The sequence below is a fragment of the Citrobacter sp. CF971 genome (assembly GCF_006385635.1).
Taxonomy (GTDB): Bacteria; Pseudomonadota; Gammaproteobacteria; order Enterobacterales; family Enterobacteriaceae; genus Citrobacter; species Citrobacter freundii.
Genome location: NZ_CP041051.1, coordinates 862,159 through 878,584 on the forward strand (window position 1 = coordinate 862,159; position 16,426 = coordinate 878,584).

Genomic DNA, 16,426 nt, shown 5'->3' on the forward strand with positions numbered 1-16,426 from the left:
TTGCACTCTTTGCCTACCGCAAGCGTTTTCCACCACAAGTTAGCTGATCTTTTTGCCTGTTAAATCGTGTGATTTATCCCAGTGGCGCAAAATAATAATAAAAATTACCCTTTTGGGTAGACTTTTACGTGGGCTATCTCTAGAATGCCGCCGTTTGCCAGAAATCCATAGGTAAGCAAATTTGCATTGATTCATGAGGTGTTAATGAATTAATATGCAAATAAAGTGAGTGAATATTCTCTGGAGGGTGTTTTGATTAAGTCAGCGCTATTGGTTCTGGAAGACGGAACCCAGTTTCACGGTCGGGCCATAGGGGCAACAGGTTCGGCGGTTGGGGAAGTCGTTTTCAATACTTCAATGACCGGTTATCAAGAAATCCTCACTGATCCTTCCTATTCCCGCCAAATCGTCACTCTTACTTATCCTCATATCGGTAATGTCGGCACCAATGAAGCCGATGCAGAATCTTCACAGGTACATGCGCAAGGCCTGGTCATCCGCGACCTGCCGCTGATTGCCAGCAACTTCCGCGATACCGAAGACCTCTCTTCTTACCTGAAGCGCCATAACATTGTGGCGATTGCTGATATCGATACTCGTAAGCTGACGCGTTTGCTGCGTGAAAAGGGCGCACAGAACGGCTGCATCATCGCGGGCGATAACCCGGATGCGGTGCTGGCACTGGAAAAGGCAAAAGCTTTCCCTGGCCTGAACGGTATGGATCTGGCGAAAGAAGTGACCACCGCGGAGCCTTATAGCTGGACGCAGGGGAGCTGGACGCTGGCGGGTGACCTGCCGGAAGCAAAATCTGCCGATGAACTGCCGTTCCACGTTGTGGCTTACGATTTCGGCGCTAAACGTAACATTCTGCGTATGTTAGCGGACCGCGGCTGCCGCCTGACGGTTGTACCAGCGAAAACCTCAGCAGAAGACGTTCTGAAGATGAATCCGGACGGTATCTTCCTGTCCAACGGCCCTGGCGACCCGGCGCCGTGCGACTACGCGATTACCGCGATTCAGAAATTCCTCGAAACCGATATTCCGGTATTTGGCATCTGCCTCGGCCATCAGCTGTTGGCGCTGGCGAGCGGTGCGAAGACCATTAAGATGAAGTTTGGCCACCACGGCGGCAACCATCCGGTAAAAGATATTGATAACAACACCGTGATGATCACCGCGCAGAACCACGGTTTTGCTGTAGATGAAGCCTCCATGCCTGCCAACCTGCGCGTGACCCACAAGTCACTGTTCGACGGCACCTTGCAGGGGATTCATCGTACCGACAAACCGGCATTCAGCTTCCAGGGGCACCCTGAAGCGAGTCCGGGTCCGCACGACGCTGCACCGCTGTTCGACCACTTTATCGAGTTAATTGAGCAATACCGTCAGTCCGCGAAATAATCAGGAGTAAAAGAGCCATGCCAAAACGTACAGACATAAAAAGTATCCTGATTCTGGGCGCGGGTCCGATTGTTATCGGTCAGGCGTGTGAGTTTGACTATTCCGGCGCACAGGCGTGTAAAGCCCTGCGTGAAGAGGGTTACCGCGTTATTCTGGTGAACTCCAACCCGGCAACCATCATGACCGACCCGGAAATGGCCGATGCCACCTACATCGAGCCGATTCACTGGGAAGTAGTACGCAAAATTATTGAGAAAGAACGTCCGGACGCGGTGCTGCCAACCATGGGCGGTCAGACGGCGCTGAACTGTGCGCTGGAGCTGGAGCGCCAGGGCGTACTGGCTGAATTCGGCGTGACCATGATTGGCGCAACGGCGGATGCCATTGATAAAGCGGAAGACCGTCGTCGCTTCGATATCGCGATGAAGAAGATTGGTCTCGACACCGCGCGTTCAGGCATCGCTCACACCATGGAAGAAGCGCTGGCGGTTGCCGCTGACGTTGGCTTCCCGTGCATTATCCGCCCTAGCTTCACCATGGGCGGCACCGGTGGCGGTATCGCCTACAACCGCGAAGAGTTCGAAGAAATATGCGAACGCGGTCTGGACCTTTCCCCAACCAATGAGCTGCTGATTGATGAATCGCTGATTGGCTGGAAAGAGTACGAGATGGAAGTGGTGCGTGATAAAAACGACAACTGCATCATCGTCTGCTCCATCGAAAACTTCGACGCGATGGGCATCCATACCGGTGACTCCATCACCGTAGCACCTGCCCAGACGCTGACCGACAAAGAATATCAAATCATGCGTAACGCCTCGATGGCGGTACTGCGTGAAATCGGCGTGGAAACTGGCGGTTCTAACGTCCAGTTTGCGGTAAACCCGAAAAACGGTCGCCTGATTGTCATCGAGATGAACCCGCGCGTATCCCGCTCCTCGGCGCTGGCGTCCAAAGCTACCGGCTTCCCGATTGCGAAAGTCGCCGCCAAGCTGGCCGTAGGTTACACCCTCGACGAACTGATGAACGACATCACCGGCGGCCGTACTCCGGCCTCGTTTGAGCCGTCCATCGACTACGTTGTGACGAAAATTCCACGCTTCAACTTCGAGAAATTCGTTGGTGCTAATGACCGTCTGACCACGCAGATGAAATCTGTTGGTGAAGTGATGGCGATTGGCCGCACCCAGCAGGAATCGCTGCAGAAAGCGCTGCGCGGTCTGGAAGTGGGCGCGACCGGCTTCGACCCGAAAGTCAGCCTGGACGACCCAGAAGCGCTGACCAAAATCCGTCGCGAACTGAAAGACGCTGGCGCTGAGCGTATCTGGTACATCGCCGATGCCTTCCGTGCTGGCCTGTCCGTCGATGGTGTGTTCAACCTGACCAACATCGACCGCTGGTTCCTGGTGCAGATTGAAGAGCTGGTGCGCCTGGAAGAAAAAGTCATTGACCTTGGCATCAACGGCCTCGACGCTGACTTCCTGCGCGTACTGAAGCGCAAAGGCTTCGCTGATGCGCGTCTGGCAAAACTGGCCGGCGTTCGCGAAGCGGAAATCCGCAAACTGCGTGACCAATATAACCTTCACCCGGTCTACAAGCGCGTGGATACCTGTGCGGCAGAATTCGCGACCGACACCGCTTATATGTACTCCACTTATGAAGATGAGTGTGAAGCGAATCCGTCCGTCGACCGCGATAAAATCATGGTGCTGGGTGGTGGTCCAAACCGTATCGGTCAGGGCATTGAGTTCGACTACTGCTGCGTACACGCTTCGCTGGCGCTGCGTGAAGACGGCTACGAGACCATCATGGTCAACTGTAACCCGGAAACCGTCTCTACTGATTACGACACTTCCGACCGCCTGTACTTCGAGCCGGTCACGCTGGAAGACGTACTGGAAATCGTGCGCATTGAGAAGCCGAAAGGCGTCATCGTACAGTACGGCGGCCAGACCCCGCTGAAGCTGGCGCGTGCGCTGGAAGCGGCAGGTGTACCGGTAATCGGCACCAGCCCGGATGCCATCGACCGCGCGGAAGACCGTGAGCGTTTCCAGCAGGCGGTTGACCGTCTGAAGCTGAAGCAACCGGCGAACGCTACCGTAACGGCTATCGAACAGGCTGTTGAGAAGGCGAAAGAGATTGGCTACCCGCTGGTGGTGCGTCCGTCGTATGTTCTCGGCGGCCGCGCGATGGAAATTGTCTACGACGAAGCCGACCTGCGTCGCTACTTCCAGACTGCGGTCAGCGTTTCTAACGATGCGCCGGTACTGCTGGACCGTTTCCTTGACGATGCGGTTGAAGTGGACGTGGACGCTATCTGCGACGGCGAAATGGTGCTGATTGGCGGCATCATGGAGCACATCGAACAGGCGGGTGTACACTCCGGTGACTCCGCATGTTCACTGCCAGCGTACACCCTGAGCCAGGAAATTCAGGATGTGATGCGTCAGCAGGTGCAGAAACTGGCCTTCGAACTGCAGGTTCGCGGTCTGATGAACGTTCAGTTTGCGGTGAAGAATAACGAAGTTTACCTGATTGAAGTGAACCCGCGTGCGGCGCGTACCGTTCCGTTCGTCTCCAAGGCAACTGGCGTACCGCTGGCGAAAGTTGCGGCGCGCGTGATGGCCGGGAAAACACTGGCACAGCAGGGCGTAACCAAAGAAGTTATCCCGCCGTACTACTCAGTAAAAGAAGTGGTGCTGCCGTTCAACAAATTCCCGGGCGTTGACCCGCTGTTAGGGCCAGAAATGCGCTCTACCGGGGAAGTGATGGGCGTGGGTCGTACCTTCGCGGAAGCGTTCGCCAAGGCACAGCTGGGCAGCAGCTCCACCATGAAAAAACAGGGGCGTGCGCTGCTCTCCGTTCGCGAAGGCGATAAAGAGCGTGTGGTTGACCTGGCGGCGAAACTGCTGAAGTTTGGTTTTGAGCTGGATGCAACGCACGGCACGGCGATTGTGCTGGGCGAAGCGGGTATCAATCCACGTCTGGTGAACAAGGTGCATGAAGGGCGTCCGCACATTCAGGACCGTATCAAGAATGGCGAGTACACTTACATCATCAACACCACCGAAGGTCGTCAGGCGATTGAGGATTCCAAGCTGATTCGCCGTAGCGCCCTGCAGTACAAAGTGCATTATGACACTACCCTGAACGGCGGTTTCGCGACGGCGATGGCGCTGAATGCCGATGCCACTGAGAAGGTGACCTCGGTGCAGGAAATGCACGCGCAGATCAAAAAGTCATAAACAAAGAGTCCGGTGATAATTGCGTTAACCGGACCTGCAATATAATCTTGAAAGGGTTTCTGTAAAGAAACCCTTTTTTTATCTCTCGTAAGGTCATTCCTGGCCAAATGCAGTTTCATAACCACATTTTCAATGTAATAAGCACGATATTGCTCACACTAATCAACATTCAAGTCGCATACTATCTTTTATATCCACAATTTTAATATGGCTTAGTTTTTATTAATTTGGACAGGCCGTAGCCAGATTTTTAATTTGTGAAATGGTGTGCTTATGTGTGAAAAATATGTTGAAAGACCGCTTTATTTGTTAATTGCTGACTGGATGATGGCTGAAGATCGTTGGATCACCGCAAAAGAAATTTCCCGCCATTTTGATATTGAACACTGCAAAGCAATTAATACGCTCTCTTATATTCTGTCGGAAGTGGGAGAAATTGTTTGTGAAGTTAAGATGATCCCTAATCAGATTGCAGGCCGGGGCTGCCAGTGCCAGCGTCTGGTAAAAGTCATCAGTATTGATTCTCACCTCTACAACCGATTGAGCCACAATTTGCAGGAAAAAAAGGTGAGTGTGGCGAAAACGCCGCGGCTGTCTGCCGTTCCCCCAACAGAGCTCAACCGTGAGCAGAAATGGCAGATGATGCTCTCCAAGAGTATGCGTCGCTAATTGTCAGTTGCCTGATGGCGGCATAAACGGTGGTTGACGCGTAGGCCGGATAAGCGTGAGCGAATCCGGCATCAATTACTGTGCTGATTTGGGTTTTACGTCCGTCGTGCCTTTCAGGCGCGGCCGGTGTTCTTCGACCCGCGTTAATGGCTGCGTTTCGCGTAAACCTGCCCGGCAGCGGACCGCAAGATCCTGATACTCTTTGGTGTTTAACCGTTTCCAGTGCAGTTCCTGGTCCGTGACTTCACGCAATACGCGAGCGGGTGAGCCCACCAGCATCTGTCTTGCCTCCCCCTGAAATCCGGCTTTGACAAAGCTCATGGCGGCGACAATGCTCTCTTTACCAATCACTGCGCCGTCCATAATGACGCTGTTCATGCCGATCAGCGCATCTCTGCCCACCACGCAACCGTGCAGGATTGCGCCATGGCCGATATGCCCATTCTCATGCACGATGGTGTCAGTGTCGCAATAACCGTGCATGATGCAGCCATCCTGCAAGTTAGAACCTGCCTCCAGAATCAGGCGACCATAGTCACCGCGCAGTGAGGCATGCGGGCCGACGTAGACGCCAGCCCCCACGATCACATCACCAATCAACACGGCGCTGGGATGAACATACGCCTCTGGATGCACTACCGGAATCAGGCCTTCAAAGGCGTAATAGCTCATCTGTGATCAGCGTCCTTTCCACACCGGATCGCGTTTTTCCGCAAACGCCTGCGGTCCTTCGAGCGCATCTTCGGAGTGCAGCACTGACGGATAGTGCTTCAGCACGCCGCTGCGGATGTAGCGGTAGCCTTCTTCTACCGGCATTTCGCTGGTCGCACGATAAATCTCTTTCAGCGCGGCGATCGCCAGTGGGGCGCTATTCACCAGCTGCTGCGCCAGTTCGCGCGCACTATCCATCAGTTCGCTCTGGCTGACAACGCGGTTGACGATACCCCAACGCAGCGCTTCTTCGGCACTCATTCGTCTGCCGGTCATCACCATTTCGTTGACGATAGCCGGTGGCAGCAGTTTAGGCAGACGGAGAACGCCGCCGCTGTCAGGCACGATCCCGAGCTTGGCTTCCGGTAGCGCGAAGCTGGCATTTTCCGCGCAGACGATAAAATCCGCCGCCAGCGCCAATTCAAAACCACCGCCAAACGCATAGCCGTTTACCGCAGCGATGACCGGTTTATTGAGGTCGAAAATTTCGGTTAAACCGGCAAAGCCGCCTGGGCCAAAATCGGCATCCGGCGCTTCACCTTCAGCTGCCGCTTTTAAGTCCCAGCCCGCAGAAAAGAATTTCTCACCGCCGCCGGTGATTATCGCTACGCGTAATTCCGGGTCATCACGAAAATTAAGAAACGCTTCACCCATGGCAAAGCTGGTTTTGGCATCAATGGCATTGGCTTTAGGCCGGTCGAGGGTAATTTCCAGAATCGGGCCGTTACGGGTCAGATGTAATGATTCACTCATAGTTCATCTCCAGATAAATAGATTTCCCGGCAGGAGGAATTCCTACCGGGAGGGTTATTTCAGATTTTTTTTGATTATTTTTCCTGAACAATTGCGCGGCAGGTCGGTTCTTATCTCCATAAACGAGGGAACCTTGAATTTCGCCATATTGTTTTCGCAGAAGCTGAAGAACTCGGCTTCGCTTAATGTTTCACCCTCATTAAGGACGATAAATGCTTTAATGGCTTCATCACGGATTGAATCTTTAATACCGACAACCACAATGTCCTGAATTTTCGGATGCGCGGAAATAATATTTTCCAGCTCGACGCAGGAGACATTTTCTCCGCCGCGTTTAATCATGTTGCAGCGTCTGTCGACGAAATAAAAATAGCCATCCGCATCCTGATAGCCCGAATCTCCGGTATGTAACCAGCCTTCAGGTTCCAGCGCTTTGGCGGTAGCCTCCGGCTGGGCATAGTACTCTTTGAAGATTGTTTTGCCCGGCACGCCTTTAATACAGATTTCGCCAATTTCTCCGGCGGGCAGGGGACGGTTGTGATCGTCACGGATTTCGGCTTCATAGCTAAATCCCACGCGGCCAATGGAGGGCCAGCGTCGTTTGTCACCGGGACGGTCGCCGATAATACCGACGATGGTTTCAGTCATACCGTAGGAGGTCAGCAGCCTGACGCCAAAGCGTTCGGTAAAGGCGTCTTTTTCCTGTGCGGATAAATTGAGATAGAACATTACCTCGCGCAGGTGATGCTGTCTGTCGGTTGGCGCGGCAGGTTGTACCATCAGTGTTCTGATCATCATCGGAATGCATTCGGTAACCGTCGCCTTATATCTATGCACCTGATTCCAGAACGCCCTGGCACTGTACTTCTCTAGCAGCACAAAGGTGCTGCCAGCGGAGAATGCGGGCATTGCGGCGGTACACTGACAGTCGATATGAAAAGCGGGCATCACCGTCATGTAGACGTCATCATCGCGCAGAGCGATTTGCCAGGAAGTGTAGTAGCCTGCAAAACGCAGGTTGTAGTGGGTAATCACCACCCCTTTAGGCCGTGAAGTGGTGCCTGAGGTAAACAGAATTTCCGCCGTATCGTCAGTGGATAACGCGGGCGTATAACACAGCGTAGTCGACTGGCGGGATTGCAGTTGGGTAAAGTGGCTCACGCCGTCGTCAACCGGAAGCTGTTCGCCAATCAGACAGATATGATTAAGCGGTGTGGTATTTTCCAGCCGTATCTGGCGGTACATAGGATAAAACTGGGCGCTGGTGACCAGCAGGCTTACCTGGCTGTTTTGTAGGATCCAGGCACTTTCTTCGCCCAGTAAGCGGGCATTAATCGGTACCATAATGGCGCCAATTTTTGCCAGCCCAAACCAGCAAAAAATGAATTCCGGACAGTTATCCAGATGCAATGCGACCTTATCGCCCTTGCGGATCCCTAAGGAATGGAACAGGTTTGCCGTGCGGTTAATCTCTTCATTGAGCGAGGCATAGCTAAACTGCCGAACGACTCCTTCGCAGGATTCGAAAATTAACGCCGTTTTATCTCCGTACACCCCGGCCAGGTCGTCCCACATCTGACGTAAGTTTTGTCCGCCAACGATATCCATATTGCTTTATCCACTGAAATCAGGCGTGAGCGCTAACCAATGAGCGGTCAGCGCGTCGCGTTTATTCCTCAACTCTGGCCAGGCCTTTGCCGACCAGCTCATTTATGTCTGCTTCGCTATAACCAATGTTTTTCAGAATGGCGGCAGTATCCATGCCATGTGACGGCATGCCACGCCAGATTTTCCCCGGGTTGTTTTTAAATTTCGGCATGATGTTTGGCCCTTTGCAGGTGCGGCCATCCATTGTTTGCCACTGAGTAATGGATTCACGAGCAACGTACTGCGGGTTGCCTTCCAGTTCCGGAATGGTCAGCACCTTCGCGCAGGCGATATTCAGCTCAGCAAAACGCGCCTGGACTTCGGCGATGGTGTGTGTTGCCAGCCACGCGTCCAGTTTCTCTTCCACGAGCGGGCCATAAGGGCATTCCACGCGATGGATAAGCTGGGTGCCTTCCGGAACTTCCGGTGTGCCAAGAATGTGGGCGAGGCCAATATCTTTGAAGCACTCGTTGATTTGCGTGATGCCGACCAGCTCCATGACGATATAGCCATCGGCGCATTTATACAGGCCGCAGCCAGCGTAATACGGGTCTTTGCCTTTGGTCATGCGTGGGCAAATTTCGCCGCCGTTGAAGTAATCCATCATGAAATACTGACCCATGCGCAGCATCACCTCGTACATGGCGATATCGATGCTTTCACCTTTACCCGTTTCGCGGACTTTGTGCAGAGCCGCCAGCGCCGCTGTCGTCGCGGTCATCCCGGAGAAGTAATCGGCGGTGTACGGAAAGGCTGGCATTGGCTGATCCACGTCACCGTTTTGGATCAGATAGCCACTGAACGCCTGTGCGATGGTGTTATACGCCGGAAGATTGGTGTACTCCTCGGTACCAAACTGGCCGAAGCCGGAAAGGTGGGCGATAACCAGTTTTGGGTTATGTTCCCACAGCACTTCATCGGTAATACCGCGGCGGGCAAAGGCCGGGCCTTTACTGGCTTCAATGAAAATATCGGTGGTTTCCATCAGCTTCAGAAACGCTTCCCGGCCTTCATCTTTGAAAATATTCAGCGACAGGGCATGCAGATTACGGCGTGAGAGCTGCGGATAGTTAGGTTGCACGCGGATGGTATCGGCCCATGCGACGTTTTCAATCCAGATAACCTCAGCACCCCATTCGGCGAACATCTGTCCGGCGAACGGACCGGCAATTTCGATCCCTGAAAAGACAACGCGTACCCCGGAAAGCGGGCCGAAGGATGGCATTGGTAAATGATTCATCATTTTCTCCAGGCATTTTTTTGTAGGCCCGGTAAGCGCAGCGCCACCGGGCATATTGCCGGATGGTGGCGTAAACGCCTTATCCGGCCTACGAAACGAACGAATCAACGGTATTGCTTCAATACCGCACGACCCAACGTCAGGATCTGCATTTCGTCAGAACCACCAGAAACACGGTCAACGCGCAGGTCACGCCAGAAGCGCGTGATGCGATGGTTACCCGCGATACCCACGCCACCCAGCACCTGCATGGCGGTGTCTACCACTTCAAATGCCGCGTTGGCGCAGAAGTATTTGCACATGGCCGCGTCGCCCGAGGTAATAGTGCCGTTATCCGCTTTCCATGCGGCTTCCAGCAGCATGTTTTTCATGGAGTTCAGTTTGATCGCCATGTGCGCGAACTTCTCCTGAATCAGCTGGAAACGGCCGATCGTTTCGCCAAACTGTACGCGTTGGTTGGCATAACGCGCTGCGTCTTCAAAAGCGCACATTGCCGTACCGTAGTTGGTCAGTGCGACGAGGAAGCGTTCATGGTCAAACTCTTCTTTCACACGATTGAAGCCATTACCTTCCCGACCGAACATGTCTTTCTCGTCCAGTTCAACGTCATCAAAGGTGATTTCACAGCAGCTATCCATGCGCAGACCGAGTTTCTCCAGTTTGTTGACCTTGATACCCGCCTTGCTCATGTCAACAAACCACTCGGTATAAACAGGTTTATCCGGCGATGCACCATCTCTCGCCATCACTACGATGTACGGGGTATAGGCGCTACTGGTGATAAAGCACTTACTGCCATTAAGATAAACCTTACCATTTTTGCGTGTATAAGTGGTTTTCAGACTGCCAACATCCGATCCCGCTCCCGGTTCTGTGATCGCCGAGTTCCACATCTGCTTACCGGTCCCCTGGAACGCCATGATTTTATCAATTTGCTCTTGGGTACCTTCACGCAGAAAAGTGTTAAAACCGCCAGGTAATTGGTACAACACGTAAGTCGGTGCGCCAAGACGTCCGAGTTCCATCCAGACGGCGGCAACGGTGACAAAACCGGCTTCCAGCCCGCCGTGTTCTTCCGGGATCAACAGGCTATCGATGCCCATATCTGCCAGTGCTTTTACAAAACGCTCAGGGTAGACGCTGTCGCGATCGCACTCGGCAAAATAAGCTTCCCAGTTCTCACTGGCCATCAGTTCACGAATACCGGCGACAAACAGTTCCTGCTCGTCATTTAAGTTGAAATCCATCTTTCAGCCTCTTGATCAATTGGGTTAATAAGAATTACTTGTCTTTCCAGTGCACTTTGGCGTCTTTAATAAAGGACAGCGTCACCATGATGTTGACGAAGAACAGCGGGCATCCTCCGGCGATAATCGCCGTCTGAATGGGCTTCAGCCCACCCAGCGCCAGCAGAACGATGCCGATGACGCCGACCAGAACGGACCAACCGATACGCACCAACAGCGGCGGTTCTTCACCATCACGAACTTCGCGACAGGTGGACATCGCCAGGGTGTAGGAGCAGGCGTTAATTAGCGTGACGGTGGCAATAAAGCAGAGGATAAAGAAGCCCCACATGGTGGCGGTGCTGAATGGCAAGGCGGCCCAGGTTTCGATAATGGCGCGCGCCACGCCGTGTTGTTCAATCAGCTGCGGGATGTTGAGAATGTTTTTATCCATCAGCAGCAGGGTATTGCTGCCAAGGACTGTCCACAGGATCCAGGTGGAAGCGGTCAGGCCCAGCACCATCCCAAAGCACAGTTCACGTACGGTACGACCACGAGAAATACGCGCCAGGAAGATACTCATCTGGATGGCGTAAATGACCCACCATGCCCAGTAGAAAACAGTCCAGCCCTGCGGGAATCCGCCTTTGCCGATGGCATCGGTATAGAACAACATGCGCGGCAGATACATCAGCAGCATGCCGACCGAGTCGGTGAAGTAGTTCATGATGAAGCTGGCGCCGCTGACGATAAACACCCAGCCCAGCATCAGGAAGCTCAGGTAGCTACGCACGTCGCTGGCGATTCTGACTCCTTTTTGCAGGCCACAGGCTACGCAAATGGCGTTCAGAATGATCCAGCAGGTAATGATGATGGCATCTAATTGCAGCGTATGCGGAATACCGAACAGCCATTGCATACACTCGGTTACCAGCGGCGTCGCCAGACCGAGGCTGGTACCCATCGCGAAGATCAGCGCCACCAGGTAGAAGTTATCAACGATGGTGCCGAACAGCCCTTTCGCATGCTTTTCGCCCACTAACGGTACCAGCGTGGAGCTGGGACGGATGACGTCCATCTTGCGCACAAAGAAGAAATAGGCGAAGGCCACAGAAAGGAAGCTGTAGGTTGCCCACGGCAACGGCCCCCAGTGGAACAGGCTGTACGCCAGACCGATCTCTTTCGCACCCGTGGAATTGGGCTCCAAAGCGAACGGCGGGGTAGAGATATAGTAGTAGATCTCGATGGAACCCCAGAACAGCACCGCGGCGGATGTACAGGAGGCGAACATCATAAAAATCCAGCTGGCGGTACTAAACTCGGGTTTTTCGTCGCCTAATTTCTTTTTGGCATACGGGCCAAAGACTAACCAGAACCAGCCGAAGAGCATGACGACCATATACCATTCGAATGCCCAACCCCAGACGTTGGTGACATAACTGAATACCGCATTAATAACGACGTTAGCGGCATCAAGATCTCTTACTGTTAGCCAACAAAGTATCCCAACAATTATTAATGGCGGAAAAAAAACCTTCGGTTCAATTCCCGACTTTCTCTTTTCATTTTTCATAAGTGAATTCCAGTGTGAAAACGAAATTTATTTAGCGTGCCCGTATGTGATCGTTTGTTTATTTATTATTAATGATTTGTTGATGACTTTTTAACCTCTGGGGCGCCTCAGTGAGTAACTCATAATGGGTATTCATTTCCGGCTATTCTGTTATCTGTGTCACACTTTTTTATGCTGGTTATTTTGTCTGGAAATCTAGATAATTTCTTTATTAATCATGATATTAATATTGGTTTTTTAACTTTTTTAAGTGACTGGCGTTCAATATTGTTGAACCAGCAGACAATATTGAAAATTTTCATATTTGACGTGATTCTTTCAATATTGGTGAGGCATGTAACACTATTGAAAGTTACGAATTTCAATGTGTGACATTTTCAATATTGGTGATTAAGGTTTTATTTCCGAATTAAAGAGCGTGATATCTGTATTTAACACCGCCGATATAAATACGTTTCCTTCATGATTTCTGGAGATGCAATGAAGATAATTACTTGCTACAAATGCGTACCTGATGAGCAGGATATTGCGATTAATAATGCTGATGGAACACTCGATTTCAGCAAAGCAGATGGCAAAATCAGCCAATATGATCTGAATGCGATCGAAGCGGCTTGCCAGTTAAAACAGCAGGTGGGAGAGGCTCAGGTTGTGGCCATGAGCGTCGGCGGCAAAGCGCTGACCAATGCAAAAGGGCGCAAAGATGTGCTTTCCCGTGGCCCTGATGAACTGATTGTTGTCATTGACGAGCAATTTGAACAGGCGCTGCCGCAACAAACTGCCACTGCGCTGGCTGCCGCCGTGCAAAAATCCGGTTTTGATCTGCTTATTTGCGGCGACGGTTCTTCCGATCTTTATGCTCAGCAGGTTGGTCTGCTGGTGGGCGAAATGCTGGACGTGCCGGCGATAAACGGCGTGAGCAAAATCCTCTCTCTTACCGACAGCACTCTGACGGTAGAGCGTGAACTGGAAGATGAAGTTGAAACCCTGAGTATCCCGCTTCCGGCGGTTATCGCGGTCTCTACTGACATCAACACCCCTCAAATCCCTTCCATGAAAGCCATTCTTGGTGCGGCGAAAAAACCGGTTCAGGTTTGGTCACCTGCAGACATTGGGCTGAACAGCGTGCAGGCGTATTCCGCACAGCAGGTTGCTGCGCCGAAACAGCGCGAGCGTCAGCGCGTTGTAATTGAAGGTGACGGTGAAGAACAGATTGCCGCGTTTGTCGAGAATCTTCGCAAAATCATTTAATTATCAGGGGATGTTATGAACAAATTTTCCAGTATCTGGGTATTCAGCGATACCCCTTCTCGTCTGCCGGAACTGATGAATGGTGCGCAGGCTTTAGGTGAAAAAGTTAACACGTTTGTGCTCAGCGATGCGGACAGCGCAACGGCATGTCATTTAGGCGCGGATCATGTCTGGCTGCTCAGCGGCAAACCAGAAGACCGTATGGTTGAAGACTACGCCGATGTGATGGCTCAGACCATTCGTCAGCACAGCGAGGGCGGCGCGGTGCTGCTGCCGAATACACGTCGGGGCAAGCTGTTAGCGGCAAAGCTGGGCTTTCGCTTGTCGGCTGCAGTCTCAAATGACGCCAGCGCAGTCGCGGTGCAGGATGGAATAGCGGCGGTCAAACATATGGTCTACGGTGGCCTGGCGATGGGAGCAGAAACAATCGCTTCACCGTTTGCCGTGATCACTCTCAGTAGCGGAACGTTTGACGCGCAGCAACCGGATACCACCCGCAGCGGCGAGATGCATACCGTACAGTGGCAGGCTCCGGCCATTGTCGTGACCCGTACGGCAACTCAGGCGCGTCAGAGCAACAGCGTCGATCTCGACAAAGCCCGTCTGGTGGTCAGCGTGGGACGCGGTATCGGTAGCAAAGAAAATATCTCGCTGGCAGAAGCGCTGTGCCAGACGATTGGCGCTGAGTTGGCCTGTTCCCGTCCGGTGGCGGAAAACGAGAAGTGGATGGAGCATGAACGCTACGTCGGCATCTCCAACCTGATGCTTAAGCCTGAACTGTATCTGGCCGTGGGGATCTCCGGGCAGATCCAACATATGGTCGGTGCCAACGGCGCACAGACGATTTTCGCCATCAACAAAGACAAAAATGCGCCGATTTTCCAGTATGCAGATTATGGCATCGTTGGCGATGCGCTGAAGATCCTGCCTGCGCTGACGGCTGCCTTAGCGCGTTAAACCATTCGGGCAGGATGCGAAGGTATCCTGCCGCTGACAGGAGTACGTATGTCCGAAGATATCTTTGATGCCATCATCGTGGGTGCAGGTCTGGCTGGTTCGGTTGCGGCGCTGGTGCTGGCTCGGGAAGGTGCACAGGTGCTGGTTATCGAGCGCGGCAATTCTGCTGGCGCGAAGAATGTCACCGGTGGGCGCATGTATGCGCATAGCCTGGAGCGCATCATTCCCGGTTTTGCTGAGCAGGCCCCCATTGAACGCATAATCACCCACGAAAAGCTCGCCTTTATGACCGACAAAGGGGCGATGACCATCGACTATTGCAATGGTGAAGAGGCCGCATCGTCGCAGGTTTCTTATTCCGTCTTACGTAGCAAATTTGACGCCTGGCTGATGGAGCAGGCCGAGGAGGCGGGCGCCCAGCTCATCACCGGTATTCGTGTGGATAACGTTGTGCAGCGCGAGGGTAAAGTCGTGGGCGTGGAAGCCGACGGCGATATTCTGGAAGCCAAAGTGGTGATCCTCGCCGACGGGGTGAATTCTCTGCTGGCTGAAAAGCTGGGTATGGCAAAGCGCGTCGAGGCATCGCATGTTGCCGTCGGCGTAAAAGAGCTGATCGAACTGCCAAAATCGGTAATTGAAGATCGTTTCCAGTTACAGGGGAACGAAGGTGCAGCCTGCCTGTTTGCCGGATCGCCAACCGATGGGTTGATGGGCGGTGGCTTTCTCTATACGAATGAAACAACCCTTTCTCTGGGGCTGGTCTGCGGCCTTCATCACCTGAAAGACGCGAAAAAATCGGTCCCGCAAATGCTGGAAGATTTCAAACAGCATCCGGCGGTTGCCCCACTGATCGCCGGTGGCAAGCTGGTGGAATATGCCGCGCACGTCGTACCTGAAGCCGGTATGAATATGCAACCTGAACTGGTGGGGGACGGTGTGCTGATTGCCGGTGACGCTGCCGGAATGTGTATGAACCTCGGCTTTACCATTCGCGGTATGGATCTCGCCATTTCCGCAGGCGAAGCGGCGGCGAAAACGGTGCTTTCAGCGATGAAGCGCGACGACTTTAGCAAGCAGTCGCTGGGTGAATACCGTCAGCATCTGGACGATGGCCCGATGCGCGATATGCGTATGTACCAGAAGCTTCCTGCTTTTCTTGATAACCCGCGCATGTTTACCGCCTATCCCGAAATGGCGGTCAGTATCGCACGCGACCTGTTCACCGTAGATGGTTCCGCCCCGGTGCCAATGCGTAAAAAAATCCTGCGCCATGCGAAGAAAGTGGGCTTCATCAACCTGATGAAAGATGGCCTGAAAGGAGTGACCGTATTATGACATCTCCCGTCAATGTGGACGTCAAACTGGGCGTCAATAAGTTCAATGTCGATGAAGACAGCCCACATATCATTCTCAAAACCGATCCTGATAAACAGGCGCTGGCAGTGCTGATTAAGGCCTGTCCAGCGGGGCTGTATAAAAAGCAGGACGACGGCAGCGTACGGTTTGATTATGCCGGATGTCTGGAGTGCGGAACGTGCCGCATTCTCGGGCTCGATACAGCGCTGGAAAAGTGGGAATACCCGCGTGGGACATTTGGCGTGGAGTTTCGCTACGGTTAATAAGTACGAGGTTGTGCACCCGTAGGCCGGATAAGACGTGCTAGCGTCTTATCCGGCAATCATGTGACGCCAGTGCCGGATGGGGGCGTAAACGCCTTATCCGGCCTATAGATGACGCTTTGCCCGTGTTGAAA

The 16,426-nt window shown here is 53.0% G+C and carries 13 protein-coding genes; 7 read left to right on the plus strand and 6 right to left on the minus strand.

The features are described 5' to 3' along the window. Positions 1-252 precede the first annotated feature (252 nt). The 3 genes from carA (at position 253) to caiF (ending at position 5,315) form a co-directional block, all read left to right on the plus strand. A complete protein-coding gene (carA, locus tag E6P06_RS07625) occupies positions 253-1,401 on the plus strand; it encodes a glutamine-hydrolyzing carbamoyl-phosphate synthase small subunit (protein ID WP_101741355.1) in 1,149 nt (382 codons plus the stop codon). 17 nt (positions 1,402-1,418) lie between these two features. Next, entirely contained in the window at positions 1,419-4,646 is a 3,228-nt protein-coding gene (gene carB, locus E6P06_RS07630; RefSeq protein ID WP_003018915.1) for a carbamoyl-phosphate synthase large subunit, read from the plus strand. A 273-nt stretch (positions 4,647-4,919) separates the two neighbouring features. Next, the gene (gene caiF, locus E6P06_RS07635) at positions 4,920-5,315 is read left to right on the plus strand and encodes a carnitine metabolism transcriptional regulator CaiF (RefSeq protein WP_003018912.1); all 396 of its coding nucleotides are present in this window, start codon (positions 4,920-4,922) and stop codon (positions 5,313-5,315) included. A 75-nt stretch (positions 5,316-5,390) separates the two neighbouring features. Here caiF and caiE read toward each other — a convergent pair whose 3' ends face one another. The 6 genes from caiE to caiT all read right to left on the minus strand — a co-directional run bounded on the left by caiE (position 5,391) and on the right by caiT (position 12,465). Beyond that, the gene (gene caiE, locus E6P06_RS07640; RefSeq protein ID WP_032948487.1) at positions 5,391-5,987 is read right to left on the minus strand and encodes a carnitine operon protein CaiE; all 597 of its coding nucleotides are present in this window, start codon (positions 5,985-5,987) and stop codon (positions 5,391-5,393) included. A 6-nt stretch (positions 5,988-5,993) separates the two neighbouring features. Further along, positions 5,994-6,779, minus strand: coding sequence for a crotonobetainyl-CoA hydratase (gene caiD / locus E6P06_RS07645; RefSeq protein ID WP_003018906.1), 786 nt, complete (start codon positions 6,777-6,779; stop codon positions 5,994-5,996). 54 nt (positions 6,780-6,833) lie between these two features. Beyond that, positions 6,834-8,387 carry a crotonobetaine/carnitine-CoA ligase gene (gene caiC, locus E6P06_RS07650; RefSeq protein WP_003845685.1) on the minus strand — a complete coding sequence of 518 codons (1,554 nt, stop codon included), beginning with the start codon at positions 8,385-8,387 and terminating at the stop codon, positions 6,834-6,836. 61 nt (positions 8,388-8,448) lie between these two features. Then, positions 8,449-9,666, minus strand: a complete 1,218-nt coding sequence (gene caiB, locus E6P06_RS07655; RefSeq protein ID WP_003837364.1) for an L-carnitine CoA-transferase — start codon at positions 9,664-9,666, stop codon at positions 8,449-8,451. Between the two features lie 104 nt (positions 9,667-9,770). Beyond that, on the minus strand, positions 9,771-10,913 hold the full coding sequence (gene caiA / locus E6P06_RS07660) for a crotonobetainyl-CoA dehydrogenase (RefSeq protein WP_003018898.1): 1,143 nt from the start codon (positions 10,911-10,913) through the stop codon (positions 9,771-9,773). A 34-nt stretch (positions 10,914-10,947) separates the two neighbouring features. Then, entirely contained in the window at positions 10,948-12,465 is a 1,518-nt protein-coding gene (gene caiT, locus E6P06_RS07665; RefSeq protein WP_003018896.1) for an L-carnitine/gamma-butyrobetaine antiporter, read from the minus strand. A 480-nt stretch (positions 12,466-12,945) separates the two neighbouring features. Here caiT and E6P06_RS07670 point away from each other — a divergent pair, with 480 nt between their 5' ends. Genes E6P06_RS07670 through fixX form a run of 4 tightly spaced genes read left to right on the plus strand, consistent with a single transcriptional unit; the run spans position 12,946 to position 16,292 of the window. Next, the gene (locus E6P06_RS07670) at positions 12,946-13,716 is read left to right on the plus strand and encodes an electron transfer flavoprotein FixA (RefSeq protein WP_046670918.1); all 771 of its coding nucleotides are present in this window, start codon (positions 12,946-12,948) and stop codon (positions 13,714-13,716) included. Positions 13,717-13,731: 15 nt separating this feature from the next. Then, positions 13,732-14,673, plus strand: a complete 942-nt coding sequence (locus E6P06_RS07675; protein ID WP_003837367.1) for an electron transfer flavoprotein subunit alpha/FixB family protein — start codon at positions 13,732-13,734, stop codon at positions 14,671-14,673. A gap of 48 nt (positions 14,674-14,721) precedes the next feature. Next, positions 14,722-16,008, plus strand: a complete 1,287-nt coding sequence (locus tag E6P06_RS07680) for an FAD-dependent oxidoreductase (protein WP_003018887.1) — start codon at positions 14,722-14,724, stop codon at positions 16,006-16,008. Beyond that, positions 16,005-16,292 carry a ferredoxin-like protein FixX gene (gene fixX / locus E6P06_RS07685; RefSeq protein WP_003837369.1) on the plus strand — a complete coding sequence of 96 codons (288 nt, stop codon included), beginning with the start codon at positions 16,005-16,007 and terminating at the stop codon, positions 16,290-16,292. Before E6P06_RS07680 ends, fixX begins: the two co-directional genes overlap by 4 nt. The last annotated feature ends 134 nt before the right edge of the window (positions 16,293-16,426 follow it).